The sequence below is a fragment of the Streptomyces sp. NPDC050625 genome (assembly GCF_040654755.1).
In the GTDB taxonomy this organism is placed as follows: domain Bacteria; phylum Actinomycetota; class Actinomycetes; order Streptomycetales; family Streptomycetaceae; genus Streptomyces.
On record NZ_JBFAIQ010000009.1, the window covers coordinates 211,834 to 237,800 of the forward strand.

Here is a 25,967-nt window from a genome sequence, read left to right on the forward strand (position 1 = left end):
CCCATTCGCCCCCTTTCATTCCGGCGTTTTAACAAACATCACACCTGTGCCGAAGAACATCGTCGACCTCACACGCTCCACGGCGGGGAACACACCCGAATGGCTGACCGAGCGGGGGCCCCGGCGACGCCGCGGAGCAGCGCGAGGCGCCGGGACGGTCCGACTGCGGTCGGACCGTCCCGGCGCCTCGTGTTGTCCTCGCGGCCCCTGCGATCAGCCGATGTGATAACTGTCGCCGTAGACCTTCCAGTCCAGCGGCGTGTTCAGGTCGAAGTTGCCCTTGCGCAGGAAGACGCGCTGCTCGGTGTCGACCCGGCTGGTGTCGCTGTGGGCCTCCTCCTGCTTCATCGCCCACACCCGGGCGTCGAGGAAGGCGTTGAGGTACGTCGTCTCGTTGCCACCCTGCGCCGGCGGCTTGGCCTGGCGCAGCGCCCGCTTGCGGATGCTGCTGAAGCTGGTGGGGTCGCTGCCGTCGCCGTGCATGACGATGGCGTCGTAGTACGTGAACTGGCCGAGCGCCCGCAGTCCGTCCGCCTTGCCCTGCCGCACCGCGGGGTTGAAGTAGACGCGGTCGCGCTCGTCGTTCTGCGCCTGCTGGAACGCCGAGTCCTGTGCGGCCTTGCGCCAGTCCCTGGGGAAGTTCGGGTCGAGTCCGTCGTGCGAGTCGCTGCCGTTGACGCGGCGCAGTGCGGGCAGGTACTTGGCGAGGACGTTGCCGGGCTTGCGGTCGGTGTAGAGCTGTACGAGGTCGAGCATGTCGCCGGTGCCGGAACAGAAGCCGATGATGCCGGCGGTGTAGCCACGGCCGTCGCCTATGTCCTCGATGTACTTGTACTGCGCCTTCCAGTCGAGCGAGGAGTTCTCCGCGCTCGACACGAGCTTCATGGCGATTTCCTTCTTCGCCGGGTCGTCGAGGCCCGGGGCGGCCGCCTGCGCCGCGGTGGCGTGCTGCGCGGCCAGGAAACCGCCGAGGGCCACGGCGCCGGTCAGGGCGACGAAGGTCCGGCGGGAGAGGCCGGACGGGGATGCTGCGTGATCGTCGAGTTGCACCACGGGGGCTCCAACTGGAAGTGGGGGGTGGGACGTTGTCCCCTCTAACATACTGATAGGAAGGTTTCCTATTAGACGCCCCACCGGAAGCCCTACGGCGGAAGTTCGTAGCATCGAACAAGCCGAAGTCGTGACTCAAGGGGCGAGTCGGCTGGCAGTTGCTCGGTTCCGACCTCTGGCCCCCGGGACATACCGAACGGTATACAAGCCTGGTCGAACGCGCGCGAGCCGCTCCTGGTGGCGGCCGCGCGCGAAGTTCCGTGCTCAGGGGGGTCTTCGATGCTGAACGACACTAGGCCGGAAGAAGCGGCGAGACGTCGGCGGTGGCCGGTCGCGGTGGGGGCGGCGCTCGGCGGCTGCTCGCTCGTCGCCGCTTCCGCCGTACCGGCCTCCGCGCACGACGCGGGACGCGGCCACGACACGCAGTACGTGTCGCTCGGGGACTCCTACACCTCGGGCCCGCTCATCCCGCAGCAGGTGGACGCCAACTGCGCCCGCTCCGACCACAATTACCCCTCGCTCGTGGCGGCGCAACGCGGTGTGTCCGCGTTCAAGGACGTGAGCTGCGCCGGAGCGACCACCGAGGAGATGTGGAAGCCGCAGGGCACCAACGGTCCCCAACTCGACGCGGTGCGGCGGGACACCGACCTGGTGACGGTCCAGATCGGCGGCAACGACGTCGGCTTCGGCTCCATCATCCAGACCTGCGCCCGGCTCGCCGCCCAGGACCTGTCGGGAAACCCCTGCGAGCGCTACTACGCCTCGTCCGGGATCGACCAGTTGACGCTCAACATCGTCCAGACCGCGCCGAAGGTCGACCGTGTGCTGCGCGCCGTGCACGCCAGGGCGCCGCACGCCCGGGTGCTCGTCGTCGGCTACCCGGACCTCCTGCCCGACGACGGCACCGGCTGCTACCCCTCGGTGCCGTTCGCGTCGAAGGACTTCCCCTATCTGCGGGACACCGAGAAGCGCCTGAACGTCATGCTGCGCCTGGTCGCCGCCTGGAACCACGCGGAGTACGTCGACACCTACGCGCCCACGCGCGACCACGACATGTGCAAGGCGCCCGCCGACCGCTGGATCGAACCGCTGCAGCCGGCCTCGCCCGCGGCCCCCGCACACCCCAACGCCAAGGGTGAGCAGGCCATGGCGGGTGCGGTACTGGAACGCCTGGGGAAGGGACGCGGACGCGACTGAGCGGACCGGTGGCCAAGAGGCGCCGCGCTTCAGCGGCGTAGCGCCTCGAAGGCCTGCCGTGCGCCGGTTCCGATCGCCAGGTCGACGTCCGGCGCCAGCTTGGCCCGGCGGTCGGAACGGGTGAGCGCGGCCAGCGCCACCCGGTCGCCGGACTCGGCCTCCACGACGCCGATCTCATGCCTGAGGTGGAGGAAGGTTCCGGTCTTGCCGCTCACCCGCAGCGTGTCCGCGCGCAGTTCGCTCGCGAGCCGCTGGGTGAAGACCTGCAGCCCCATGAGTCTGCGCAGTTCGGACGTGGCATCGGGGTGCGCGATCTCATCCCGCCACACGCGCTCCAGGAGATCGACGAGCGCCGCCGCGGTGCCCAGGTTGGCGTGGGCCGGATCCAGCGTCTCGATGGAGTGACGCCCCGAACGGTCGTCACGGATCGCCAGTTCGAGGGCGAGCGAGAAGTCGTCGCCCGCCGCGCCGGCGGCGCATTCGTACATGCGGTTGAGCCGGTGGCGCACCCGGATGCCGGAGCACCCCCAGGTGCGCAGACGGGCGTCGACGTCCTCCACCGGCAGGAGGTCCAGCAGCGCGTCGGCAGCGGCGTTGTCGCTCACCGAGAGCATGAGGAAGAGGAGGTCTCCGACGGCCACGGTGGCCGGGTGCCGGAACGCCGCGAGCCCGGTGGCACCGACACTGCTGGTGTCCGGCTCGACGGTGACCGGCCGTGCCGGGTCGAGTTCCCCGCTCGCGATGCGGTCCAGCGCCACGAGGGCGAGCGGGACCTTCACCACCGAGGCCAGGGGCACGGGTTCGTCGACGTCGAAGCCGAGTTGCTCGCCGGTGTCGATGCCGCGGGCGAGGAACGAGCCGTGGACTCCGAGGGCCGCCCAGTCCGCGGCGATCGCCTCGGCGACGTCCAGCAGGGCGCCGTCGCTCGCGACATGGTTCGGGCGGGGGCTCATCCGTGCGCCGCCAGCCGTGCGGAGGCGTCCTGGCGTCGTGTCCCTGGCGGCTGCGCGGCCGGGGTGTTCCGCGCGGCTCCGACGGCGGCCGTCAGCAAGGTGACCAGCCAGTCCGGCACGTTCGTCACGCCCTCCTGACGCCGTGTGGTGCCGAAGTCGTACCCCCGGTGCAGCAACGCGTCGGCGAGCGGCGCCCAACTCGCCCCGTGCAGCCGCGCGTAGGGCTCAGCGCAGAGCAGGGTCACCCGGCCGGCCAGGGTCTCGGCCAGTACCGTCGCCGTGGGGCCGGCCGGACGGATCAGCCCCTCGGGCAGCCCGGCCCGCGCGGCCGCCCGGGCCAGCCGGTCCTGTGCGTACGGGACCTGGTCCTCCACCATGGTGAGGATCGGAACCGCGGCCGGCCGCCGGAGTCGGCCTCGTGCGGGCCGCAGGTCCTCGAGGTGGACCGCGCGCGAGCGAGGCCGCTGCCCGCCGCCCTCGACCGGTCCGGTGCGGGTACCGTCCGGCTCGTCGGGCGGCGCGGAGGCCAGACCGAGGGGCACGCGCAGCGCGGCGTGCTCCGGGGGTACGCGCAGGAGTGCATGCGTCAGCGATCCGTCGGCCAGACCCACCAGCCGTTCCTCCGGCGGCAGTTCGTGCAGGCGCAGCGTGGTGCCGTGCTCGGCGCCCGCGCGCATGACGCGTGCCAGTGCCGCCGGACCGCAGTCCGCAGGCACTCCGACCGCGCCTGCCGCCGCGTCGCGGGCCGACCGCGCGACGTGCCGCAGCCGCTGGGCCCGGTCCAGCACGTCCTGGGCGTAGGGCAGCAGGAGTACGCCGAACTCGGTGGTCGTGATCCGACGCCGTGAACGGTCGAACAGCGAGCCGCCGAAGTGCGCCTCAAGCGTCTTGATACGCCGGCTGAGGAGCGGCTGGGCGATCCCGAGCCGGTCGGCCGCGCGCGAGAAGCTCGATTCGTCTACGACCGCGACGTACGCCTCAAGGTGTGCGAGCAGGTCCATCCAGCAGTCATATCAATTGGTTATGGTGCGTTCAAAGTTCACTCTTGGACATGAGTGGGGTGCTGCTGTTTACCTCTGCACATGACCACTTCCGCATCCGTGCCGCGCCGCGGCCTGTTCAAGGCCGGCCTCGCCGCCTCCGCCGCCGTACTCACCCCTGTTGTCACGACGTCGTCCGCCTCGGCGCAGACGTCACCCCAACTGCGCAGTGTCGAAGGCGAGTTGAGTGAGCTCGAACGGCGCTACGGGGCTCGCCTCGGTGTGTACGCCCGTAACGTCTGCACCGGGCAGGTGGTGTCCCATCGGGCGCGGGAGCGGTTCGCGATGTGCTCGACGTTCAAGGCGGTCGCCGCCGCGGCGGTCCTGCGCGCTCATGGCCCCTGCTCACCGCTGGACAAGGTGGTCCACTACCCGCCCGCGGACCTGCTGCCGAACTCCCCGAGGACCGAGGCGCACGTCGAAACCGGTATGTCGGTGGCCGACCTGTGCGCGGCCGCGATCCAGTACAGCGACAACACGGCGGGAAACCTGCTGCTGCGCGAGATCGGCGGACCGGCCGGGCTCACCGGGTTCTTCCGCTCGATCGGCGACCGGGTGAGCCGCCTCGACCGCTGGGAGACCGAACTGAACACGGCCGTGCCCGGTGACCTCCGCGACACCACCACACCGGTGGCGATCGGCGCATGCGTCGAACGACTGACGCTGGGCCGGGCCCTGGACGATGCCGATCGCGAGCGACTGGTCACCTGGCTGAAGGGCAACACCACCAGCGGCCGACGGTTCCGCGCGGGCCTGCCCGCCGACTGGGTCGTCGCGGACAAGACAGGCACCGGTGACTATGCGACTGCGAACGACATCGGCGTCGCCTGGACCACGCGGCGCACACCGGTCGTACTGGCCGTGCTGTCGTCGAAGACCACCCGGGAGGCGCCCGTGGACAACGCACTGATCGAGTCCGCGGCCCGGATTCTCGCGCACGCGCTCGCACCGGGAGAGTGAGGCGGACACTGCCGGACGTGCTTACGCCGGGAGTCCGCGCGGACGCCGTACGTAGTGCCGAGTCCTACGCGACTGCGCGCCGATCACTGTCGGCGCAGGCCGCTGGTGATGCGCTCCCAGCGGGAGCGGGTCGCGCCGAAGCCGGTCTCGTGCTCCCAGATGTGGCTGCACGACGGGCACTGCAGATGGAGCAGGCTGCCGGTGTTACGGAGCAGATACCGCCAGTGCTCGGAGCAGGTGCGGCGCTGCTCGCAGGTGTCGCACCCCTGGCTGTCGTCACAGTTCGGGCAGCTCACCCAGGCTCGGCGCCCGATGTCGGCCTGCGGGTCAAGGGGCAGCACTGCCGTCTCCCCTCCTCGGCAGCACACCGGCCGCGACCAGGTCGTCGTAGACCTGTCGCTGCTCCTCGCTGAGGCCGGAGTACAGCAGGTCGTAGGCCGCTTCCTCGTCCTGGAGCACGGCGACGGGATCCCAGTCGGGGCCGAGCGCGTCGAGGACATGGGCCCGCCGCAGCACCTCGTGGGCGCCGAGGTCGACGGAGAAGTCGACCGGCGCGGAGGTGTCCGGCCGTCCGGTGCCGTTCCCGCGCACCGCGTCGGGTTCGTCCGGATCGACAGGATGGGTGGGGCCATGGGAGGACATGTCACCGAACCTAGGTAGGCCCCCTGGCCTGCGGCAAGGGCAGGTGGGGGAAGTCACAGCCCGTCCACCGAGCTGTGGGCCGTACCTGGCCGTGGGCCGAACCTAGGGCACCCGGGACGGATCGTCCGGTCCCCTCAGGAATTCGAGGTGGGCGAGGTCGCCGGGCGGCGGGGTGGTGACCGACCACAGCGGAGCGGCGTTCCCGTCGGCCACGGCGGCCGGGGCGTCGGTCAGGTTCATCCGCTCGCGCAGACGGCCGTAGAAGTCCATGGGGCCGAGCCGTACGGCCCGCAGTCTCTGCGGCGCGGCGTACACCCCGATCCAGTCCCCCGGATCGAGTACGCCACGCACCTGGCCGTCCACACTGACCGCCGCCCGGCCGGAGCGTTCGAGCACACGCAGTCCGATGGGCTCGTCGGGGGCCGTGACGACCGACCGGTTGAAGGTCATGTGCGGAGCGACCGGTGTGAAGACCAGTGCCTCCGAGCGGGGCGACACGACCGGGCCGCCGGCGGCGAAGCTGTAGGCGGTCGAGCCCGTGGGGGTGGCGACCAGCAGCGCGTCGGCGGAGTAGGACGCCAGGAGCCTGCCGGAAATGTAGACGCCGACCGAGACCTGCCGGTCCCGCGACAGCTTCTCGATGACGACGTCGTTGAGCGCCGTGACATGAAGGGGGATGCCCCAGTCCCTGTCGGCCTCGCACTCGGGGCGCACGCTCGGTGGCGGCAGCAGCGGGCCGCGGCCGTACTGCAACAGCCCCTCCACGTCCGAGGGCACTTCGAGGCGGCACGACGCGCGCATCGTGAGCAGCATGCGCTTCTCGACCTGGTGCCGCCCCTCCCGGACGGCGTCCAGAGCCGAACGCACCGCTGCCACGGGGGCCTCCGTGAGGAAGCCCACCCGTCCCAGGTCGAAGCCCAGAACCAGGGAGTCGTTGGCGGCGGCCAGCCGGGCGCCGCGCAGGAACGTGCCGTCGCCCCCCAGCGTGACGATGAGGTCCGGGTCGCCCGCGGAGTCGAGTTCGTCACGCGTACTGTGCCTGCCGCCGTCGCGCCACACGTCGATGTCCGTACACGGCACGTCGTGCCCTGCACACCACGCGCGTACGATCCGTGCGGCCTCCACGGCTTCCGGACGCCCGCTGTGGACGACCAGGCCGAGCCGATTCACCGTCATATCTGCCTCCAGACAACCCAGCGGAACGGCCAGTAATCCTCACTGGAAGCAGGTGTACCGCGGTGAGTGCCACGCCGCCGGGGGCGGGAGTCTCACGAGCATGCGCTCCCGTACCCACCGGGGAACAGCATGTCGACGGCAACCGACGTCGACCCGAACCGCTTTCCATCCCTACTCTGGTGGCGACTCGTCAGTCTCCCCACCGCCCGCCCGCAGAGGACCGGATGTCGACCTTCAGACTTGTCCAGTACCTGACAGCAACTGCCACGGTACTCACTCTTCTCGCCACCACCCCGACGGCCCTCGCCGCCACCCCGGAGCCGCCCGCCACCCGTACCTCGATTTCGGCAGCTGACACCTGGCAGCCGCCGCTCTCCACCCGAGGCCGCTACATCGTCGACGCCCAGGGCAACCGCTTCCGGCTGCGGTCGGCCAACTGGGACGGCGCCCAGGGCTCCTGGACCGGTAGCGGCAGCGTCACCGATCCGGCCAGCCACCACGCAGGCCAGAACTCCTACGGCATACCCCTCGGCCTGGACCGCGCACCCCTGCCCGCGCTGCTAGCCGACTTCCACGCGCTCGGCATCAACAGCATCCGGCTGCCGTTCTCCAACGAGATGATCCACTCGACGACGCCCGTCCCGGACACCGCAGTCACCGCCAATCCGCAACTGCGCGGCAAGACACCGCTGCAGGTGTACGACGCCGTCGTGGCCGCTCTCACCCAGGACGGTTTCGCGGTCGTCCTCAACAACCACACCAACACGTCCCGTTGGTGCTGTGGCATCGACGGCAACGAGCGGTGGAACAGCAGTCAGTCCACCCAGCAGTGGGCCGACGACTGGGTCTTCATGGCCCACCGGTATGCCGCCGACTCCCGTGTCGTGGGGGCGGATCTCTACAACGAGGTACGGCGTGACGTCTGGGACGACCCCAACTGGGGCTCGGGCGACGGACACGACTGGTTCGCCGCGGCCCAACTCGCCGCTGACCGCATCCTCACCGAGGCCAACCCGAACCTGCTCATCATCGTCGAAGGCATCAACTGGACCGGCGTGCCCGTCGACGGACTGCCGCACGACCGCCCCACCCTCACACCCGTGCGCACGCTCTCGCACACCCTGGTGGACGCCCACAAGCTGGTCTACTCGGCCCACTTCTACGGCTACACCGGCCCCCGGCACAGCGGCGCCACCGGACTCGGCGAGACCCACGATGCCCGCTACCAGGACCTGACCCGCGACCAGCTGTACCAAGTCCTTGCCGATCAGGCCTTCTTCGTCACCACCGAGGGACAGCACTACACCGCGCCCGTGTGGATCAGCGAGTTCGGGATCGGAGCCGGTGAGACGGGCACCGCGGCCCGCACCTGGTTCGGCAACATCACCGACTACTTCGCCGACCACGACACCGACTTCGCCTACTGGCCCCTGGTCGGCTGGGAGGGCCACGACGACTGGGCCCTGCTGCGCTACGACAGCGCGGGGCGCCGGTACGGCATTCTCGACCAGGGCGACTGGCGCGGCACCGCGTGGAACCATCTGATGACCTCGGCTTCTCGCACCGGGTACATCGCCCCCACCGCCACCTGGCGCATGCTCACCACCGACCACGGCGACCAGGTGCAGTCCCTGCGCGTGCGGGCCGGCGGCGACTGGGACTCCGGGGCCCACAAGGCCGCGTGCCCCGACGGCCTCCGGCTCATCGGCCTCAGTCACACCGCCGGCCGTGGCCTGTGCACCGACGCGACCGCCGGTGACCTGCGCGCCCCGGGCAACGCCCAGACGGTCGTCACCGACGAACGGTACGTGCCCGCGGGCGGCGACTGGGCCGGCGGCTACACCAAACTCCAGTGCCCGGCCGGGCAGTTCGTCATCGGCTACAGCCGGCGCGGTGAGCGTGTGTCGGCGGCCCTGTGCGCATCCGCCGGCAGCGCGCTGGGCCGCACGGGTCGTACGGTCTGGTTCGACCGCTCCGACAACCGCCCCGCCGGTGCCGCAGGCGGCGACTTCGCCTACGGCAACTACAAGGGCCAGTGCGCCGCCGACGAGTACATCGCGGGCATCGCCTTCACCACTCGCCTGGGCAGCAGCCCGGGTCCGGCGGCCCTGCTGTGCTCGCCTGTGCGCCCCTGAACGCCGGACCTCACCCTTCTTCGTACGGCATCGTCCTGGTCACCTTGCCGTGCGGGTCGGCATCGATGTAGCCGCTCTGGCTGTACTTGTTGCTCAGGTAGACCGCCATGCCGGCCGGAGTGTCGAACGTGGTGTTCGGCTGACGGATCACCAGATAGCGGGTCGTGGGCTTGTCGACGTTCAGCTTCTTCTCCGCTTGGGCGAGCAGGGACGGAAGGGCGTCCCAGTTGAAGTTCTTCAGGCTCACCGGCTGGTCGCCGCCCATCAGGGAGCCGCTGATGATGCCCTTCTCCACGCCCCCGTCGGTGCGGTAGGTGTAGGTGTCGTACGCGGTCCGGCTGCCGGCGACCATGACCTCCGCGGAGACGTATGCGGGGTAGACGGTGAGGTCGCCGTAGGAGTGGCGGCCCGTCTCGTCCTCGATGGCCTTCAGTGCGGTGCGGATGCCGTCGGGGGTGAGCAGGTCCTTCGACCTGCCGGGTTTCTGGTGTTCCGCCGGGCTCGTCGCCGCCGAGGTCGCATGGGAGGTGGCTCCGGCCGGCGTGCCCGTGACGCGGGGAGAGTCCGAGGCGTCGTCGTGGTTGCCATCGGCCAGCTGCCCCCGGATCAGGCTGCCGGCCACGATCGCGGCGACGACCGAACCGACGATGACGACGCTCCGTATCCGCCGCTGCCGCTTGACGGTCTTCTCGGCCGGGGAAAGTGCGACATCCGCCGTGGGCATGCCCGGAGGGGGCCCGAAGGTCGCCGCACCGTACGGCGGAGGCGGCGTCGGCGTCGGCGGTGCGAGCGGGTACGAGGTGCGTGCCTGCTCGGGGGCGGGCCAGGTCGCGGCGGCGAGCATGCGCTCGACGGTCTCGGCGTCCGGCCGCGCCGCGGGGTCCTTGACCAGCAGGCGGTTCAGGACTTCGGTGAGGGCGCCGGCTCGCGTGGAAGGCGGTACGGGTTCGTAGAGCACTGCGGCCAGGGTGGCCAGTGTCGTGTCCCTGCGCAGCGGATGATCGCCCTCGACCGCCACGTACAGCATCATCGCCAGCGACCAGAGGTCCGCCTCGGGACCGCCGGGCTTCCCCGAAATGCGCTCCGGTGCCATGTAGTCGGGGGTGCCGATGATTGCTCCGGTGACCGTGAGCGTGCTCGACTCGCGCAGCGCCGCGATTCCGAAGTCGGTGAGGACCGGGCGGCCGTCGCGGCGCAGCAGGACGTTGGCGGGTTTCACGTCACGGTGCTGCACGTCCGCGGCGTGTGCCGCGCGCAGTGCCGACAGGACGCCCTGGCCGAGCTGGGCGGCCTCCGCGGGGGCCATGGGGCCTCGGACGAGCCGGTCGGCGAGCGAGCCGCCCTCGACCAGCTCCATGACGATCCAGGGGTACGAGTCCCCGCCGCCGTCGACGATGTGGTGGATGGTCACGACGTTCGGGTGCTCGACCCTGGCGAGCGCGCGGGCCTCGCGCAGGACCCGCTCCCGCAGCGTCCGCGCGGCCTCCGGGTCGTACTCGGCCAGACCGGGATCCTGTGGCCGTACTTCCTTGACGGCCACGCTGCGGTGCAGCAGCAGGTCGTGGGCGCGCCACACCGTGCCCATGCCGCCGCCACCGAGCCTGACCTGCAGTTCGAAGCGGCCGTCGACGATCCGTCTGCCGCTGTCCCCCTCACTCATGCCGAGGAGAATAGCCCGCGTGAGGGGAGTAGCCCGCGTCACGCCGCCTTGGCCGTGACACGGAACGTACGCCGGTACGCGGTGGGCGTGACACCGAGCGCCGCCTGCAGATGCTGGCGCATCGACTGGGCGGTGCCGAAGCCCGCGTCCCGGGCCACCTGGTCGACGGAGAGGTCACTGGACTCCAGCAGATGCCGGGCGCGTTCGACGCGCTGCTGGGTGAGCCACTGGCCGGGGCTGACGCCGACCTCCTCACGGAAGCGGCGGGTGAAGGTGCGCACGGACATGGACTCCTGCTCGGCCATGTCCCGCAGCTGGATCGGCTCGTGGAGCCGGCCCAACGCCCAGGCACGGGCGGCCGTCGTGGTGGCCAGTTGCGGGTCCGGCATCGGGCGGTGGATGTACTGCGCCTGACCGCCGTCGCGGTGGGGCGGTACGACGGTGCTGCGGGCGACGTTGTTGGCGACGGCGGTGCCGTGGTCGCGGCGCACGATGTGCAGGCACAGGTCGATGCCGGCGGCGACCCCCGCGGAGGTCAGGACGTCGCCGTCGTCGATGAACAGGACGTCGGCGTCCACCTTCACCCGGGGGAACGTCCGCTGGAAGTGCTCGGCGTGCGCCCAGTGCGTGGTCGCCGGGCGGCCGTCGAGGTAGCCGGCCGCCGCGAGGACGTACCCGCCGGTGCAGATCGCGGCGAGCCGGGTGCCGGGACGGATGTGCGCGAGCGCGGCGGCCAGCTCGTCGGTCAGTACGCCCTCGTCGAAGACCGGCCCCAGTTCGTACGAGGCCGGGACGACGACCGTGTCGGCCGTGGCCAGGGCCTCCGGGCCGTGCCCGACCTGGATGGCGAAGTCGGCGTCGGTCTGGACCGGGCCGGGCGGCCGGATGGAGCAGGTGATCACCTCGTACAGGTGCCGCCCCCACGCGTCCTTGGGTCGCTCGAAGATCCGGTGCGGGATGCCCAGCTCGAAGGGGAGCAGGCCGTCGAGGGCGAGGACCACGACGCGATGCGGACGGAAGCCGGAGGCACGGTCGCTGCTGCGCATGGCCCGATCCTACCGGATGGAGCCGATCAAGCCAGGTAGACTGGGATGACCCTGGGGGGCCGGCCGTTCCAGGAGGAAGCGATGTTGCGGCAGACCCGACTGTCCGGCGAGTCCGACGACTATCTCGCCGCCCGCGAGGAACTCCGCCGGGCCGAGATCGACCTCATGCGTCGACGCGAGGAGGTCGCGGCCCGACGGCGGGCACTCCCCCAGGGGCCGGCCGTCGACGATTACGTCTTCCTCGAAGGCCCGGCCGATCTCGACGCGGGCGACACCCCTGTCCGCGAGGTCACGTTGAGCGGGTTGTTCACCTCCCCGGACCGGCCGCTGATCGTCTACCACCTCATGTACGGCAAGCTGCAGACCGAGCCGTGCCCGATGTGCACCCTGTGGATCGACGGCTTCAGCGGCGTCGCCCACCACGTGACCCAGAACGCCGACTTCGCCATCGCCGCGGCCGCCGACCTGCCCGCCCTCCGCCGGCACGCCCGCGACCGCGGCTGGTCCCGGCTACGCCTGCTGAGCTGTGGGGACAGCACCTTCAAGTACGACCTCGGCAGCGAGGACGAGGACGGAGCGCAGGATTCGACGATCTCCGTCTTCACACGCGACGAAGACGGCACGGTCCAGCACCGCTACTCGGCCCATCCCCGCATGGCCGAGGACATCGCCGAGCGTGGCATCGACCTGCTCGCCCCCGTCTGGCACCTCCTCGACCTGACCCCGGCCGGCCGCGGCGACTGGTACCCGCAACTGTCCTATTGACGCGGGCTCGCAGGCCGGGGCGGGGTCGCCGTGGTTCCCGGCCCTGTCGTCCCCGCGCGCACAACGCGCCTGACAGATCGCCATGGCGGCGCTATGCTCGCCGCGATGACCACTCACTCTGTTGACAGATCGGGGGTCCCGTCCGCGCAAGGTGAGTGCTGATGCTCACCCGAACGGCGAACGGGGATTCCCGTACTTCCTTCTGGCTGCGCGTGCGCGAGTTCGCCGTGCCGCCCTCCATGATCGAGACCGCGACCGCCCGCCGCCGGGCCGGGGACTGGGCCGGAGCCTGTGCCGCCGCGGGCATCGACGTCGATCTCAACCTGCGTTCCGTGTCACGCTCACACGGCCGGGAACTCATGGCCCGGCTCCGGGCCGATCTACGGCAGCTGGCGCCGGACCTGTTGCGCTGGCACATGCCGAGGATCGCTCCCGACGGGCTGCTGCGCCCCGGTCTGACCGTCGCGCTGGCCCGGTACGACGCGGCGGGGCGCGACGGCCCGTACCCGGTGCACCTCGTGGCCCGAACTCCCCCGGCCTGGGCGGATGCCGGGCAGCGGATCAGCCTCGCGCTGTGGGACGGGTCCCACGGTGAGCCGAGCGCCCGCCGCCATCCGCACCCCCATCCCAGCGCACGGTTCCGCCTCGACCTGCACCGCCATCTGTGGGACGCGCGCAGAACCGGTGAGTTGAGACTCCGGTCCGGGTTCGACGGGCTGCCCGCGGACGGTTCTCCCGGCGTGGACCCCGATCTGCTGGGGATGCTGCCGCAGGACCGCTGTTGTGCCGTCCATCGATGGGCGGCCGAGGCGGGAATCCTGCTGCACGACGAGGGGCGTCCGGCCGACTGCGGCGTGACCGTGCGACTGGGCGGCCGGCATCGGCTGACCCTGGAACTGGTCGCGGACGGGTGCGGCGTCGGGCCGCCCGGTCCGCGGATCGTGGGGGCGTCCGCGGGTGGCGGTGACTCCGGGCTGCCGGTGCTGCCCGACGCGGCGACCTGGATGCCGCCCGACCTCGAACTGCTCCGCGCGGGTCTGATCGACGTCGATCAGCTGCACCCGCTGGTCGCCTCGGCACTGGTGCCGGGCCGTTCACCGGTGCGTCCGCCCCGGGGCACCGACCCGGCTGGACAGCCGCGCATCGTGGAGTGCCGGGGAGCCCGGCACCGGATCGGTCTGGTGGACGGGGTCCTGGCCGCGTTGGACCACGATCCCGCCGAGGTCCGGCGGGAGGAGCTGCTGGCCGCGCTGACCGGTACTCCGCTCCCCTGTCTGCGGGCCATCGACGAGGCACACCGTCATCCGGACTGTCTCACGGGCGTGCGGGAACGCCTGGACCACGGTGACACCGCCGGCGCGCTGGCCGTCGTCGAGGGGCTGCTGGGCCCCGACGCGGTGCTGTGCAGTGGCGCGCTGCGTGACGAACTGGAGGCGGCCGCACAACGGCGGATCACCTACGGGCTGTTCAGGGCCGGCCTGATCGGACCGGGGCCCGACCGCCTCCGCGTGCAAGGGCGCCGTCCCGGTGGCCGCCGCGCGCACCCGCGCCACGCAGTCGCTCGCTGACCCGGGGACCTAGGTCTCCCCCTCACCTACACGTCTCACCACACACCCAAAGGTGATCAAACATGCCTGCATACAGCCCGTTCGCCATGACCGACTCCCCCTCCGGCTCGCTCTCCGACCCGGTCCGCACCTCCCAACTCGACGTCGCCGGCGACTTGTTGGCGCTGCTGCGGGACACCACGACCGAACCGCGCCCCGACACCCAACTGGAGGCCCTGACGCTGGCCGTGGCCGCCGACCTGCCCGTGCTGCTGTGGGGTGAGCCGGGCATCGGCAAGACCGCCGCCCTGACCCAGCTCGCCGAGGCCCTGGACCTGCCCCTGACCACGGTCATCGCCAGCGTGCACGAGCCGTCCGACTTCTCGGGGCTGCCCATCGTCGGGGACGACCCCGCGGAACAGGGTGTCCCGATGGCCCCGCCGGACTGGGCGGTACGACTGGTCCGGGCCGGCCGGGGGCTGCTGTTCCTGGACGAGTTGTCCACCGCGCCGCCGGCCGTTCAGGCCGCCCTGCTGCGTCTCGTGCTCGAACGCCGGATCGGCGCCCTGCGACTGCCGCCCGGGGTCCGGATCGTGGCCGCCGCCAATCCGCGGTCCTCGGCGGCCGACGGCTGGGAGCTGAGCCCGCCGCTTGCCAACCGGTTCGTGCATCTGCAGTGGACCCACGACCATGAGGTCGTGGTGCGCGGCCTCGGCGGGACCTGGCCCCGGGCGACCCTGCCCCGGCTCGATCCGCGGAGGCTGCCCGAGGCCGTCGACCTGGCCCGCCGTGCGGTGTGCGGGCTCCTGTCCACCCGGCCCGCTCTTGTGCACCGGCTGCCCGGCAGTGAGACGCGCCGGGGCGGCGCATGGCCGTCGCCCCGCAGCTGGGACATGACGGTGTGCCTGATCGCCTTCGCGACCGCGGCCGGCTCCTCCAGGGAGGTGCTTTCGCTGCTGGTCAGGGGCACGGTGGGGGACGGTCCGGGCCTGGAGCTGCTGGCCTGTCTGGACCGGATGGACCTGCCCGATCCCGAGGTCCTGCTCGCCGACCCGGCGGGTGCCGAACTGCCCGAGCGCGGGGACCGGCGCCAGGCCGCGCTCGAAGGTGTGGTGGAGGCTGTCCGCAACCGCCCGGAGAAGTCCCGCTGGGACGCGGCGTGGGCCCTGCTGGTCCAGGCGCTGGAGACGGGAGCCCCGGACCTGGTGGTCGTCCCCGCGACCACCCTCGCCTCGCTGCGGCAGGAGGGCTGGGACGTGCCGGAATCGATCGAGCGGCTCGCCCCGGTGGTGTCGCTGTCGAGGCGGGCGGACCACGCCACGGCCCGGGCCGCCGCGCTCACCTCGGAGGCGGGCCGATGACGACGGACGCGCCGGGGACACTGGACTTCGACAAGCTCTTCGCCGCCCGGCTGCACGCCGCCCGGGTCCGGCCCTACCTGGCGACTGCGCTGTTCGCCCTGCACCCCGTCGAGTCGCGGCAGGTACCGACGATGGCCGTCGACCGGTACTGGCGGTGCTATGTCTCGCCGGTGTTCGTGGACCGAATGCCGGTGGAGGAACTGGCCGGGGTCTGGGTGCACGAGGTGTCACATCTGCTGCGCAACCACCACGGGCGCAGCGACAGGGTCGCCCGGCAGCGCGGGCTGACCGGTCCCGGGGAACGGCTGCGGATGAACATCGCCGCGGATCTGGAGATCAACGACGATGTGTTCGGTCATGGGCTGGTCCGGCCCGAGGGCGCTGTCCGGCCGAAGTCGATGGGGCTGCCCGAAGGGGAGCTCATGGAGGAGTATCTGCGTCTGTTCCGGCTCGGGCCGTGGCTGGCGGACCTGTCCTGGCTCGACTGCGGCAGCGGTGCCGACGGGCTGGACCGGGAGTGGGACCTGGGTCCGGACGGCGCGCACGGGCTCAGCGAGCAGGAGCGCGACGGCGTCCGGTTCAGGGTGGCGCAGGGCATCAACGGCCGTCCCGGGAACGCCCCGAAGGGGTGGCGGCGCTGGGCGGAGGAGGCGTTCCATCCGCCGCAGCCGTGGCGGGAGTTGCTGGGGGCCGCGGTCCGCTCGGCGGCGTCCGGCTCCGGCGCGGGCGAGGACTACTCGTACGGCCGGCTGTCACGGCGCTCGGCCTCGGTGCCCGGCACGGTGCTCCCGAGCCTGAGGCGCATGCCGCCCCGGGTCTGCGTGGTCATCGACACGTCCGGGTCGGTCAGCGACGCCGAACTGGGCAGTGCGCTCCTGGAGGTCACCGCGATCTCCCGTGCCGTGGGCGGCCGCCGTGACCTGGTCAGCGTGTTGCCGTGCGACGCGTCGGCCCGGATCGTGCACCCGCTGTGCCGTGGTGAGGGCATACCGCTGATGGGCGGTGGCGGCACGGATCTGCGCACGGGCTTCGCCCGGGCCCTGCGCACCCGGCCACGGCCGGATGTCATCGTGGCCCTCACCGACGGGCAGACCCCGTGGCCGGCCACACGTCCACCGTGCCGGACCGTGGTGGGCCTGTTCCCTCGCACCCGGCCGTCGTGGGACCAGGACGATCCCGACTACGTACCGGACCGACCACCCGCATGGGCACGGGTGGTCGACATCGGGTGAGGCCACGACGGCCTAGGTCCTGTCGTGAAACTCGCGTCGTCCGCCCGAAGGGCGGGCCTCGCGGCGTCAGGTGCGTGCTCTCGGCGTGCCGGCCCCTGGCCCTCGTACTGGATGTACTTGGGTCAGGGGCCGGTGCGGCGAGAGTGCGTGCATGGCGTCGCGAGGCAGGCGGGAGTTTGACGACAGGGCCTAGGGTCTGCGTCGGCGTGCCGACTCCCGTGAGGCCGTCTTGGCCTTGCGGGAGGCGGTCAGGGCCTCGGAGTCGAGGATGTCGTCCCCGTACAGGTCCTGGAGCCAGTTGATCTGGTAGATGGTGTCGAGATAGCGCTCACCGAGGTCCGGCGCGATGGCCACCGCGGTGATGTCCCGGGTGTCGTGCCGGGTCAGCCAGTCCAGCGCGCCGCTCACCACCGTTCCCGTGGAGCCGCCGAACAGGAACCCGCGCCGGGCGAGCCGGTGGCACATACGGATGGTGTCGGCCTCCTCGACCCGGATCACCTCGTCCACGTACGCCTCGTTCAGCAGCGGCGGGCGCATGCTCATGCCCAGGCCCGGAATCATCCGGCGGCCCGGCTCCCCGCCGAAGGCCACCGAGCCCACGCTGTCGACGGCGACGATCCGCACCGGGCGGTGCCACCGCCGGAAGTAGCGGGCGCAGCCCATCAGGGTCCCGGTGGTGCCCGCCCCGATGAACAGCACGTCGAGCTGCGGGAACTGCGTGGCGATCTCCGGTGCGGTGGTGCGGAAGTGCGCCCGCCAGTTGCCGGGGTTGGTGTACTGGCTGAGCCACACGTACCGGTCGTCGGACGCGCACAGCGAACGGACGTAGTCGATCCGTTTGCCGAGGAAGCCGCCGTTGGAGTCGAGGTCGGCCACGATGTGCACCTCGCTGCCCAGCGCCTCCATCAGCAGCCGGGTGGACAGGTTGCAGCGGGAGTCCGTCACGCACAGGAACCGGTATCCCTTGCTCGCGGCGATCATGCTGAGCGCGACTCCCAGGTTTCCCGACGAGGACTCGACGAGGATCGAGTCGGGCGTCAGGATTCCCTCACGCTCGGCGCTCTCCACCATCTCGTTCGCCGCCTTCAGCTTGATGGAGCCGGCGAAGTTGAAGCCCTCGCACTTCAGGTAGAAACGCACCCCGAGAATCGACTCGAGGTCGACGTAGAGCCCGCCTTCGTTGAAGGCTTGCGGCGCGGATATGACGGGCACTTGGGCCTCCTGGTGCCAGGGCCGACGAAGTGGGGTTTCAGCCGTACCGGCGCAGGTCGTGAAAGAAGTTGTCGATGAGGCGGAGTTGTCCCGCCCTGGCCACCTCGTCGTAGACGTACTTGCCGACGGCGAGGTCGAGGACGCCGAGTCCGAAGGGCGAGAAGATCACCGTCCGGTCGGTCGGCAGGATGTGCCGTGCGCACATGACGTCGTCGAGGGTGCCGTCGAGGAAGTCGCGGCTGCCGGTGAGCTGTTCTGCCAGATGCGGTGAGGTGTCCGCCTTCAGGCAGTGCTCGACGTCGTCGACGATGTTGGCCGAGGAGAGCAGGATCTCCGGGGCGAGGTCGCGCAGGGACACGTGCAGGACCAGCGGGTGGTGCGCGAACCAGGCCTGGTCGGTGACATGGGGCTCGCCGGCGACGGTGGCGAAGACCACCAGGTCGCTGGAGCGAATCAGCTCCTCGGCGGTGTCGTGGACCTGGACCTGTGCCGTGGTCTCGGCCTGTCGCAGATAGCCGGTGAAGCCGACGGCGCTGTCGGCGGACACGTCGTGCACGCCGATCGTGTCGAACGACCAGCCGGTGCCGGCCAGGAAGGTGTGGATGTAACGGGCGATCAGGCCCGTACCGAAGAATCCGACACGGGTGGGGCGGGGCCGGTTGCGGCTGAGCCAGTCGGCTGCCAGTGCGGCGGACGCCGCGGTTCGCGTGGCGCTGATGATGGAACTCTCCAGGCAGGCGAACGGGTAGCCGGTGTCGTGGTCGTTGAGGATGAGGACCGCGGAGGCCCGTGGCAGGCCCGCCGTCACGTTGTCCGGGAAGCTGGAGATCCACTTCAGGCCGTCCACATGGTCTTCGCCGCCGATGGAGGCGGGCAGCGCGATGATCCGCGACGTGGGCCGGTCGGGGAAGCGCAGGAAGTACGACGGGGGGTTGACCGAGTCTCCGGCGCCGTGCAGCCGGTAGGTGGCCTCGACGAGCTCCACGAGCTCCTTCTCGCGGCCGGCGAGTGCCTGTTGCACCTGTGCGCCGGAGATCACCGCGAACGTCGGCGTCGTGGTCGCGTGGGGCTTGGTCCGCCGTGTGGCGGGTGACAGTGTGTTGCTCATCGCCGGCTTGCCTCCGGGGTCGGGACGCAGTCGGTCAGGCGGCAGGGCTCGGCCATGCCGACCAGCACCTGACGTTCTCCGCCGTAGGGCTCTCTGCTGTGTGCGGTGCGGATGTTGTCCACGAGCATCAGGTCACCGGCCTGCCAGGGCTCGCGGCGGGTGTGCTCCTCGTAGGTGGAGTTGAGGAGCTGGACGACGTCCTCGTCGATCGGGGTGTCGTCTCCGAAGCGGGTGTTGAACGGCAGCCCCTCGTCGCCGTAGACGTCCACGAGGTACTCGCGCACCTCCGGGGCCAGCGTCCACTCGTTGAGGAAGGCGATCTGGTTGAACCAGCAGCGCCTGCCGGTGACCGGGTGCCGCACCACGGCGCTGCGGCGCTGCCGGGTGCGCAGCGAGCCGTCGGGCTGCCAGGCGAAGTCGATGGCGTGGGCCCGGCAGTAGCGTTCGACGGCGGCGGGGTCGTCGGTGCCGAAGGACTCCGCCAGGGACGCCCCGATCTCGTCGTTGTAGCTGCGGGTGAGCAGCCAGCCCTCGTGCTCGAACCGCTCGCTCAGTGTGGTGGGCAGCGCCTGGAGCATCTCTTCGGCGTCGGCCACCGCGGTCGCCCCGCCCTCGGCGGGCGCGGTCAGGCACGCGAACAGCATCAGGCCGGGAACCTCGACGGTGTAGCTCAGCTCGTGGTGCATGCACATCGGCTGGTTGGCCGGCCAGGCCGAGGAGGAGTACAGCCCGGGGCCGTACGCCTCTCGGGGGGCGAAGGCTTCCCGCTCCGTCATCAGGCCGCCCGTCAGGGCGGCGAAGACGGCACCGACCTGATCCGTATCGCGCAGTCCCAGGCCGCGGACGAGCAGTGCGCCGTGCTCGGTGACCCGCGCGCGCACCGCCTCGCGGTACTGGGCCGCCCAGCTCGCCGCGTCGCCGGGGGAATCGACGTGCAGGATCGGAGGTCTGTCCGGCTTCAGCTCCACGTCGAGTGGTGCGGCCAGCGGTGAGGACGACATCTCGGTTTCCCTTCGGTTGCCCGTCTGGGGCTGGAGGTTCAGGAGGAGGCGAGCGATTCGGCTGCGCCGAGGACGATCCGCGCGGCTTCGGCCGGACGGGTGCGCAGGAAGTAGTGGCCGCCGTCGGCGAGTTCGTGCAGGTCCACGTGCTCGGCCAGCAGCTGCCAGTGGCGGTGCCGGTCACGGGCGCCGGGCGTGCTCGGGTCGTCGGCGGCGACGACCACGGTGACCGGCGCGGACAGCTTCACGGCCGGCGGGTCTTCCAGGGCGTCGGCGAAGTAGCGGTGCGCGGCCACGCAGTCGTGGCGGTAGGCGGCGCCGATGTGCCGGGCGTGCTGTGCGTTGAGTTCACCGAGTTCGGTGTAGCCGCTGTCGGCCGTCAGCCGGGCGGCGATCTCGGCGTCGCTGCGGCCGGTCAGCTCGTCGACGGCGGCGCGGCGGTCGGCGGCGGTGCCGAGCAGTTGCGCGCCGAGGAACACCCGGGAGACCTCGGTCCCGCGCTCCCGCAGTCTTCTCGCCGTCTCCACGGCGAGGGCCGCGCCCGAGGAGTGGCCCCACAGCAGGACCCTGGCCGGGCCGAGTGCGGTGATCTCGGTGACGACCTGTTCCGCCACCTCGGTGAGCGCGGCGAACGGCTCGTTGTGGGCGGCCAGGTCGTGGCCGGGCAGCTCCACCGCGTAGACCGCGGTCCCGCTGCCCGCCAGGGCGGTGGCCATGGGCTGGTAGTTGACGGCGTTGCCGCCCGCGTAGGGGAAGCAGACCAGGGCGCACTCCGGCGCGGCACCGGCGTCCGACAGCGGCTGGAGCAGTTCCTGGCGCTTGTGGCCGGCGCCGTCGAGGAGAGCGGCCAGGTCGGCGAGTACCGGGTGCCGGGTGATGTCCTTGAGGGACACCGCGCGGTCCAGGGCGATGGTGAGTTTCACCGCCGACAGGGAGGTGCCGCCGGAGTCGAAGAAGTGGTCTCGTTGTCCGATCCGTTCCTCGGGGACTCCCAGCAGTTCCGCCCAGGCGGCCGCCAGTTTCCGCTCGGTCGGGGTGAGGGCGGAGCGGTCGGGCCGCCCGGTGGCCTCGCTCTCGGCGGTCGGCCGCGTCTGTTCGGCGAGCGCGGTCAGGGCCTTCTTGTCGGTCTTGCCGTTGGGGGTCAGCGGCAGCTCGGACTGCCAGTGGAAGGCCGAGGGGACCATGTAGGCGGGCAGTGCCGCACCGAGTGCCTCGCGCAGTACCTCGGTCTCCAGACGGCGGCCGGTGTAGAAGGCGATGAGGTGCTTGCTCTGGTCGGCCCGCTCGGCGACGACCACGGCGCCGTCCCGCACGCCCTTCACCCGCAGGAGGGTGTTCTCGATCTCGCCGATCTCGATCCTGAAGCCGCGGATCTTGACCTGGTTGTCGCGTCGGCCGAGGAATTCCAGCTTGCCGCCGGGGTGCCAGCGTCCCCAGTCACCGCCCAGGTAGAGCCGCTCCCCCGGGAAGTACGGGTTGTCCCGGTACGCCTCGCGGGTCCGCTCGGGGTCGTTGACGTACCCGCGCCCCACGCAGACACCGGAGAACGCGATCAGTCCGGGCGCGCCCAGCGGTACGAGGGACAGATGCTCGTCGACGACGTGGACGTGCACGTTGTTGACCGCGTGCCCCAGCAGCACGCGTTCGGGCACCTCCGTCATGACCTCGTGGTTGGTGTCGTCCGAAGTCTCGGTCAGCCCATAGGCGTTGACCAGCTTGATGCCCGGCTGGATGGCGAACCAGCGCTGGACCAGCTCCCGTTTGAGCGCCTCACCCGTCACCGACACGCACCGCAGGTCCGGCAGTTCCCGGGGGTGCCGTTCGAGATACGACACCACGACTTCCAGGTAGGAGGGCACGACCTGCACCGCACCGGCCCGGCCGCGGACGATCGTGTCGAGGAACCGCTCCACGTCCACGATCGCGTCCTGCCCGACCAGGAGCGTCCGCCCGCCGACCAGCAGCGCGGAGATCAGCTGCCACAGGGAGATGTCGAAGCACTGCGGTGCCGTCTGCGCCACCACGTGCCCCTGGGCGATGCCCAGGTCGTCGATCTTGGCGTAGAGATGGTTGAGCATGCCCGCGTGCTCGCACATGGCTCCCTTCGGCTCGCCGGTGGAGCCGGAGGTGAAGTAGATGTAGGCGAGTTGGTCGGCGGTGACCTCCAACCCGAGGTCGCTTTCGGCATGTTGTTCCGCGCAGGCCGCCTCGATGAGCAGCTTCTCGACTCCGGGCAGGCCGGCCAGGGCCTGGTCGAGGGTGTCGGTGCTGCCGGGCTCGGTCAGCACCAGCCGGCATTCGGCACGCGAGAGGGTCGCGGTGATACGGCCGGCCGGGAAGTGCGGCTCGATCGGCAGGTACACGCCTCCGGCCTTGAACACCGCCAGCACCGCGGCCAGCCAGTCGAGATTGCGTTCGGTGACCACCGCGACGACGTCTTCCCGGCCAAGTCCGCGCCGCAGCAGCGCCCTCGCCAGCCGGTTGGCGCGGGCATTGAGCTCCGTGTACGTCCACTCGCGCTCGCCGTGGACCGCCGCCACCGCCTGCGGATGCTCGCGCACCCGCTGCTCGAACAGTACGTGTGCCCGCCCCTCGGGGAGCCTGCGGTGAGGACCGGCCAGCCCGTCGAGCTGTTCATGCACCTCGTCGTCCGACAGGAGGCTCTGCCGCGAGTGGTCGGCATCGATGTCATCGGCCATCAACCGCAGTGCGGCCAGGTGATAGCCGCCGATCCGGGCCGCGCACTCGGAGTCCAGCGTCTGGGTGCGATACCGCAGCCGCACGAACAGCCGCCCGCCCTCGTCGCACCAGGCGACTCCCAGTGCGGCCTCGTCGACCAGCCCGTTCTCGGCCCCCGCGGGATCGAACACGATCTCGTACGACGGCCCTGTCACCCCCAACTCCCGGCGCAGCTCGGTCACCGGGAAGTCGCGGAACGCCAGCAGTTCGGCCTCGACGTGATGAGCTCGCGACACCAGCGCGCGCCAGGTCCCCGGTGCGACGGTGAGCCGGCAGGGCAGCGGTCCGCCCCGGACCCCGGCGGCATAGCCCGTCGCCACTTCCCGCTCACCGGACAGCGCGGCCAGCACCTTGGCATGGGCGGCCAGCAGCACCGCGCTCAACGGGACGCCCGACTCCCGGGCCAGCCCGCGCACCGCCGCCGCCACGTCCTGCGGGACCGCCGCCTCGTACTCGGCCACTGACACCGAGGCCACCGGCTGCCGGACCCACCGCGGTACGGCGGTAAAACCACCGGCGGTCAGCACACAGCTCCAGAACTCCCGGTCGGCTTCCACGCGCGCTCCCATCGAATGGCCCTCCTCAACTCATCGTCTTCGCGGCGCCGTTGGGCGCGGGCAGGGCGGCTGCCGGGCCGATGCCACAGGACTGTTCGGAGGGGTCGGGCATGTCGACGGCGGGGTTGCCGCCCCACCGTGCGTTCGGGGGGACTTCCTCGCCCTTCATGAGGAAGGAGTCGACCGCCAGTACGGCACCGTCGCCCATCGTCACGCCGTAGTGCACATGGGCGCCGACGCCGAGCGTGCACCCGGCACCGAGCGTGGTGGTGTCGGACTTGAAGGTGCCGTCCTCCTGCGAGTGGCACTGGATCTTGCTCCCGGCGTTCAGGGTGCACCCGTCGCCGATGGTGCTGAGCGTCCGCTCGGTCATGTAGCAGCCGTCGTCGAACACCCTGCTGCCGACGCGGGCACCGGTCATCCGCCAGATCAGGGTCTTGAAGGGGGTGCCGTTGAAGATGTTCAGATGGTGGTCCGGAACCTTCCACAGTCGCTCGTGCCACCAGAAGTACGGGTCGTAGATGGAGCACAGCCTGGGGCGCAGGGCGCGGAACGAGGCGATGCAGCGCTCCAGCAGCACGTAGTAGAGGGCGGTGAAGGCGAGGGTGCAGGCCAGATACAGGGCGATCACCACATGTCCGAGCCAGCCGTACACCTCGACGGACTGCAGGGCGAACAGCGTGAGCGCGAAGGTGTACAGCCACCGCACGAACAGCATGAGGGCCATCGAGCGAAGGTTGTAGCGGTTCTTCGCGGCGAGACGGGTGCGCAAGGTGTCCCCGGTCCTGAGGTCGTCGAACCGTGAGTCCCGCTCCACCGACCGCGGTATCTCGAAGCTGGGCGAGCCGAGGAGACCCACGCCATGGCGGATCTCGCCGTCGAGGGGAATCAACACCTTCGTCGCGAGGAGGCAGTTGTCGCCCGTTCTGCCGCCGGCCGGGTAGACGATGTTGTTGCCGAGGAAGTTGTGCGGACCGATCGTGGTCCGGGACACCCGGAAGGACGTGCTGGAGAATTCCGCGTTGGCGATGGAGAGCCCGTCGGCCACCATCGTTCCGCTGCCGATGGAGGCCAGGAACGGGGTCTCGTGCTGCACCTCGGTGCCGAAGTTCGAGCCGGTCTGCTCGACCTTGGACAGGTCGTACCCGAGACCGCGCAGGTAGTACACGATGAAGGAGCTGTCGCCGAAGAGCCAGGCGAAGAACCTGATGTTCGTCATGCGCGCCGTCGCCAGGTGCAGCGCGTAGTGGAATCCGTACAGGGGATAGACCTTCTCGGGCTTGATGGCCCTGGCCACCAGCCGCGGAACGGTGAACAGGGCGGCGAGGCCCAGGACGACGAAGCCGAAGAACGTCACGAAGGACAGCAGCAGCGCGTCGCCGAGCAGAGCTCCCGTGGTGAGTCCGGCCGAGTCCGGTCCCAGTCGTGAGCCGAGCGCCGGCACCACGGAGAACAGCATGTACAGCCCGCCGACGGCCAGCGGTATGTAGAGGAGGAACAGCTGGAACAGGGTGCCCAGACCGAACCAGACCCGGCGCGCGGTGCCGCACCTCGCCGGAGCGACCCTCACATGGTCGACCTCGGTGGGCTCCGCCGGGGAACCGTGCCAGCGCTCGCCGTCCGGGATCCGCTGACCACGGTGCAGGGCGGACGAGTGACCGAGCTGCGCCCGGTCGCCCATCGCGGTGTCGATGTCGAGGACCGACTTCTCCCCGATGAACACCTCCCGGCCGAGGGTGACACTGCCGGTCTGGATACGGCCCGCGTGGGCCCGGTATCCGACGAAGAAGGAGTCCTTGCGGATCACCGTGCCGGCGCCGATGGTGATGAGGTCGGTGCAGACCGGGACGGTCCGGGAGAGGATCGTGACTCCCTTGCCGATGTGTGCGCCGAGCGCCCGGAGGTACAGCACATACAGCGGATTCCCGATGAACAGGACCATCGGATTGCCGTGGAGCAGCACCTTGACGAGCCAGAAGCGCAGATACGTCAGACCCCAGACGGGGAACTCACGGGGTTTCCAGCGGCCGATGAGAATCCATTTGGCGGCGATCGGGAACAGGCACATCGCCAGAAAACCGAGGCCGCCGAAGGCCAGCGAGCGCAGATAGATGTCGACCAGGTCGGAACCGGTCGCGACCCATTCGTAGCCGCGGGCGGTGACCACTCCGAAGACCAGGGAGTAAGTCAGGAAGAACAACAACTGGGCGGTTCCGCACAGGACATAGGTCGGTCGGCTCGCCAGCGTCACCGGCTTCGGTGCGATCGGCTCCGCCGACGGCTTCGAGGCGACAGACGAGGTGGCGGGAGCGGGATCCGTCACCGCGAGAGCCGCGGCGAGGCTTTCGATCGTCGGGTTCCGGTAGATGTCCTTCATGGACGCGGACGGCAGGTCCGGTATTTTCCTGACCCGCGCGCAGAACTGCGCCATCACCAAGGAGTTGGCACCGAGGTCGTCGAAGAAGTGACCGTCGACCGGAACTCGCTCCACGCTGGTGACGTCGGCCAGTACTTCGGCAAGTCTGTCGACGACTGACGCGCTTGTCCCGGATATATGGACCCCGGAGGACTGCTCGACCATTCGAC

At 70.7% G+C, this 25,967-nt stretch carries 20 protein-coding genes; 7 read left to right on the forward strand and 13 right to left on the reverse strand.

Features of this window, described 5'->3' with window-relative positions; genetic code table 11:
* Positions 1-213: 213 nt before the first annotated feature.
* A complete protein-coding gene (locus AB0I54_RS22825; protein WP_363297926.1) occupies positions 214-1,053 on the reverse strand; it encodes a chitosanase in 840 nt (279 codons plus the stop codon).
* Between the two features lie 276 nt (positions 1,054-1,329).
* Here AB0I54_RS22825 and AB0I54_RS22830 point away from each other — a divergent pair, with 276 nt between their 5' ends.
* Positions 1,330-2,247, forward strand: coding sequence for an SGNH/GDSL hydrolase family protein (locus AB0I54_RS22830; RefSeq protein ID WP_363297927.1), 918 nt, complete (start codon positions 1,330-1,332; stop codon positions 2,245-2,247).
* Between the two features lie 29 nt (positions 2,248-2,276).
* On the opposite strand, the gene AB0I54_RS22835 is transcribed toward AB0I54_RS22830, so the two are convergent.
* Together AB0I54_RS22835 and AB0I54_RS22840 are read right to left on the reverse strand one after the other, a co-directional pair.
* A complete protein-coding gene (locus AB0I54_RS22835) occupies positions 2,277-3,200 on the reverse strand; it encodes a serine hydrolase (protein ID WP_363297928.1) in 924 nt (307 codons plus the stop codon).
* Complete coding sequence (locus AB0I54_RS22840; protein WP_363297929.1) at positions 3,197-4,201, reverse strand: LysR family transcriptional regulator; 1,005 nt, start codon at positions 4,199-4,201, stop codon at positions 3,197-3,199. Before AB0I54_RS22840 ends, AB0I54_RS22835 begins: the two co-directional genes overlap by 4 nt.
* 81 nt (positions 4,202-4,282) lie before the next feature.
* On the opposite strand from AB0I54_RS22840, the gene bla reads away from it, so the two are divergent.
* Positions 4,283-5,200, forward strand: a complete 918-nt coding sequence (bla, locus tag AB0I54_RS22845) for a class A beta-lactamase (protein ID WP_363297930.1) — start codon at positions 4,283-4,285, stop codon at positions 5,198-5,200.
* A gap of 83 nt (positions 5,201-5,283) precedes the next feature.
* On the opposite strand, the gene AB0I54_RS22850 is transcribed toward bla, so the two are convergent.
* From AB0I54_RS22850 to AB0I54_RS22860, 3 genes are all read right to left on the reverse strand, one after another.
* Positions 5,284-5,541, reverse strand: coding sequence for a hypothetical protein (locus AB0I54_RS22850; RefSeq protein WP_316754425.1), 258 nt, complete (start codon positions 5,539-5,541; stop codon positions 5,284-5,286).
* The gene (locus tag AB0I54_RS22855; protein ID WP_363297931.1) at positions 5,528-5,842 is read right to left on the reverse strand and encodes a DUF6400 family protein; all 315 of its coding nucleotides are present in this window, start codon (positions 5,840-5,842) and stop codon (positions 5,528-5,530) included. Before AB0I54_RS22855 ends, AB0I54_RS22850 begins: the two co-directional genes overlap by 14 nt.
* Before the next feature lie 102 nt (positions 5,843-5,944).
* Positions 5,945-7,018, reverse strand: a complete 1,074-nt coding sequence (locus AB0I54_RS22860; protein WP_363297932.1) for an NAD(+)/NADH kinase — start codon at positions 7,016-7,018, stop codon at positions 5,945-5,947.
* A 224-nt stretch (positions 7,019-7,242) separates the two neighbouring features.
* On the opposite strand from AB0I54_RS22860, the gene AB0I54_RS22865 reads away from it, so the two are divergent.
* A complete protein-coding gene (locus AB0I54_RS22865) occupies positions 7,243-9,153 on the forward strand; it encodes a cellulase family glycosylhydrolase (protein WP_363297933.1) in 1,911 nt (636 codons plus the stop codon).
* A gap of 10 nt (positions 9,154-9,163) precedes the next feature.
* On the opposite strand, the gene AB0I54_RS22870 is transcribed toward AB0I54_RS22865, so the two are convergent.
* Both AB0I54_RS22870 and AB0I54_RS22875 read right to left on the reverse strand, forming a co-directional pair.
* The gene (locus tag AB0I54_RS22870) at positions 9,164-10,813 is read right to left on the reverse strand and encodes a serine/threonine-protein kinase (protein WP_363297934.1); all 1,650 of its coding nucleotides are present in this window, start codon (positions 10,811-10,813) and stop codon (positions 9,164-9,166) included.
* A 38-nt stretch (positions 10,814-10,851) separates the two neighbouring features.
* Positions 10,852-11,859 (reverse strand): helix-turn-helix domain-containing protein, encoded by a 1,008-nt coding sequence (locus tag AB0I54_RS22875; protein WP_363297935.1) that lies wholly within the window; start codon positions 11,857-11,859, stop codon positions 10,852-10,854.
* 81 nt (positions 11,860-11,940) lie between these two features.
* Between AB0I54_RS22875 and AB0I54_RS22880 the strand changes: the two genes are divergently transcribed.
* The 4 genes from AB0I54_RS22880 (at position 11,941) to AB0I54_RS22895 (ending at position 16,764) form a co-directional block, all read left to right on the forward strand.
* Complete coding sequence (locus AB0I54_RS22880; protein WP_363297936.1) at positions 11,941-12,624, forward strand: DUF899 family protein; 684 nt, start codon at positions 11,941-11,943, stop codon at positions 12,622-12,624.
* Positions 12,625-12,785: 161 nt separating this feature from the next.
* Positions 12,786-14,192 (forward strand): hypothetical protein, encoded by a 1,407-nt coding sequence (locus AB0I54_RS22885; RefSeq protein WP_363297937.1) that lies wholly within the window; start codon positions 12,786-12,788, stop codon positions 14,190-14,192.
* A 62-nt stretch (positions 14,193-14,254) separates the two neighbouring features.
* Positions 14,255-15,532, forward strand: coding sequence for a MoxR family ATPase (locus AB0I54_RS22890; protein ID WP_363297938.1), 1,278 nt, complete (start codon positions 14,255-14,257; stop codon positions 15,530-15,532).
* Positions 15,529-16,764: a VWA-like domain-containing protein gene (locus AB0I54_RS22895; RefSeq protein ID WP_363297939.1), complete on the forward strand. Its 1,236-nt coding sequence runs from the start codon at positions 15,529-15,531 to the stop codon at positions 16,762-16,764. The genes AB0I54_RS22890 and AB0I54_RS22895 overlap by 4 nt, the downstream gene beginning before the upstream one ends.
* Before the next feature lie 189 nt (positions 16,765-16,953).
* Here AB0I54_RS22895 and sbnA read toward each other — a convergent pair whose 3' ends face one another.
* From sbnA to AB0I54_RS22920, 5 genes are read right to left on the reverse strand one after another with little or no spacing between them, the layout of a single operon-like run.
* Positions 16,954-17,976, reverse strand: coding sequence for a 2,3-diaminopropionate biosynthesis protein SbnA (sbnA, locus tag AB0I54_RS22900; protein ID WP_363297940.1), 1,023 nt, complete (start codon positions 17,974-17,976; stop codon positions 16,954-16,956).
* A 37-nt stretch (positions 17,977-18,013) separates the two neighbouring features.
* The gene (gene sbnB, locus AB0I54_RS22905) at positions 18,014-19,084 is read right to left on the reverse strand and encodes a 2,3-diaminopropionate biosynthesis protein SbnB (RefSeq protein ID WP_363297941.1); all 1,071 of its coding nucleotides are present in this window, start codon (positions 19,082-19,084) and stop codon (positions 18,014-18,016) included.
* Entirely contained in the window at positions 19,081-20,085 is a 1,005-nt protein-coding gene (locus AB0I54_RS22910; RefSeq protein WP_363297942.1) for a TauD/TfdA family dioxygenase, read from the reverse strand. Before AB0I54_RS22910 ends, sbnB begins: the two co-directional genes overlap by 4 nt.
* 38 nt (positions 20,086-20,123) lie before the next feature.
* Positions 20,124-23,393, reverse strand: coding sequence for an amino acid adenylation domain-containing protein (locus tag AB0I54_RS22915; RefSeq protein WP_363297943.1), 3,270 nt, complete (start codon positions 23,391-23,393; stop codon positions 20,124-20,126).
* Positions 23,394-23,406: 13 nt separating this feature from the next.
* Positions 23,407-25,962 (reverse strand): Pls/PosA family non-ribosomal peptide synthetase, encoded by a 2,556-nt coding sequence (locus tag AB0I54_RS22920; protein WP_363297944.1) that lies wholly within the window; start codon positions 25,960-25,962, stop codon positions 23,407-23,409.
* Positions 25,963-25,967: the final 5 nt, after the last annotated feature.